This is a genomic window from Gracilimonas amylolytica (assembly GCF_002911695.1).
In the GTDB taxonomy this organism is placed as follows: Bacteria; Bacteroidota; Rhodothermia; order Balneolales; family Balneolaceae; genus Gracilimonas; species Gracilimonas amylolytica.
Window position 1 is genome coordinate 39258 of sequence record NZ_PQBS01000038.1, and the last position, 1653, is coordinate 40910.

Genomic DNA, 1653 nt, shown 5'->3' on the forward strand with positions numbered 1-1653 from the left:
GAGGTAATGACCAAAGCCACTGCTGTTTTACCTACCAAAACACTCGGTTACAGCGTCTTCTTCCCTGTGTAAGGCCTGCCTGACGGTAGGCAGGGAGTGGGTTGTGAATACGAGCAACGGGGTATGAATAGGCAAGATCCTTCTCCGCCAGCCGGCGGATCAGGATGACCGGTTGAATATCGAATATCGAACAAGGAATATTGACTTCGAAGTGTTCTAATTTTGAGTCTCGTCATTGCGAGTCCTTCAGCGAAGCAAAGGCCGTGGCAATCTGTCTGAATTATTTGGGTGATCGCTTTAGGGAGATTGCTTCGTCGGAATACCCCGAGGTTGAATAATAATTTTAGGGCTCCTCTTTTAGACTTCTTAGGAAATATTTTGTTGGTTAGCTACTAACAAAATAAAGCTACCGAACCATGGCAGGCAATCTCTTGCGCTCCTCCGGGTAAAACCCTTATTGCGAATCAAAGCCTGTCATGGCAGGTAGTTATCTAAACCCATATAGTATGGAAAGTATACCTTTTTAAAAGAGGCGGGAAGATAACTACTCGGCAGCTATTCAATCTTAATTAAAATAGGTAAATAGCTATGGAAATTACAATTAAATGGCGCTTTATCGTAGGTATTGACATTTCTAAACACACCCTGGATATCTCTTTATTTGATCGCCAAACCGGCGATAGAAATATGTTGCAGGTGCCTAACACTCAGGAAGGGTTCCACAACTTAGCCGAGTGGATGGAAGATCACGAAGTAACTCAATCACAGACGATACTTATTAGTGAACACACCGGACGCTATGGGGAGCACTTGTTACGATGGAGTACACGGACTGGTTGGCCTCATGCGGTGGTAAAGACAACGGCCCTGGAAAAAGTTAGCTGGGAACATCACCGTAAAACGGATGAATTTGACGCCAGCCAACTGGCAGAATATGGAGCTCGATTTAATGACCGATTACAGCTGGCAGAGGCTCCAAAACCCACGCAAGCACAATTAAAACGGCTTCAGGCCGAAAGACGGAAGATGGTGGATCGACGAGCAGCCCTCAAGAGTAAGCTTGGCGAGGCTGAGTTTCATGATGCGGACATGAGCCAATTAACCAAGATGTGGAACCAACAGGTAGAACTTCTCACCCAGCATATCGAGCAGCTGGAATACACCATGGATGAGCTGATCCGTCAGGACCCAATTCTGTGCAGGCGCCATCAAACCTTGCGAACAGCTCCCGGTATCGGTCCGGTCATTGCACGATTTTGGTTGTGCATGTTTGCTGGGAAAGACCAACTCAATCCCCGGAAAATATCTTCTCGATTTGGCTTTGCCCCACACGGGCGAAGCTCCGGAAGCTCGGTCAAAAGCCCGGATCGATCCACCGGGTACGGAAACTCCGAATTGCGGCGATTAATGCATCAGGCAGCCCGCAGTGTAGCCAACCACAAACCACACTATCACCAATATTACGAGAAGAAAATTAATGAAGGCAAGCATGAATTAGTTGCTATCAACAACATCATCAATAAACTGATTCGTCTGTACTGTGCCATGTGGAATAACCGGGCAGAATATGATCCAAAACACATTCAGAAAATGATCAAGAAATACAAAAAATCAGCCTAATCCACTTGATTTAGTCATAGTATTCGCAATGAC

Annotated in this window: 1 protein-coding gene; it reads left to right on the top strand. The window is 46.0% G+C overall.

All coding sequences use genetic code 11. The features are described from left to right. Positions 1 to 588: 588 nt before the first annotated feature. Entirely contained in the window at positions 589 to 1620 is a 1032-nt protein-coding gene (locus C3B73_RS12115; protein ID WP_103664590.1) for an IS110 family RNA-guided transposase, read from the top strand. The last annotated feature ends 33 nt before the right edge of the window (positions 1621 to 1653 follow it).

Excerpts from the sequence above, each read along its gene's own strand:
- C3B73_RS12115 (WP_103664590.1), top strand. The coding sequence starts at position 589 with ATGGAAATTACAATTAAATGGCGCTTTATCGTAGGTATTGACATTTCT.